Below are 236 nucleotides of genomic sequence, written 5' to 3'. Positions count from 1 at the left end.
TGCGGCGCGCGTCGTTTCAATTTTCAGCTTGTTCCGGATTGTTAAAGAGCAATATCTCAAACACGGCTGAAAAGCCGGCTTTGAGATATTTTGTGGAGACACCTTTCACCTGTCACCAAGCAAGTGGCGTCCCCTAGGGGATTCGAACCCCTGTTACCGCCGTGAAAGGGCAGTGTCCTAACCGCTAGACGAAGGGGACACAAAGGTGTGTCACGACTTCGCAGCCGTCTTGCTCA

The 236-nt window shown here is 52.5% G+C and carries 1 tRNA gene; it reads right to left on the bottom strand.

The features are described from left to right. Positions 1-124: 124 nt before the first annotated feature. Positions 125-199: transfer RNA gene (locus MUG06_RS22775), tRNA-Glu, on the bottom strand. Positions 200-236: the final 37 nt, after the last annotated feature.

It is taken from the genome of Pantoea sp. MQR6 (assembly GCF_022761075.1).
Taxonomy (GTDB): Bacteria; Pseudomonadota; Gammaproteobacteria; order Enterobacterales; family Enterobacteriaceae; genus Pantoea; species Pantoea phytostimulans.
The sequence above is the reverse complement of the archived record's forward strand: the minus strand, read 5'-3'. Positions and strand labels throughout refer to the sequence as shown.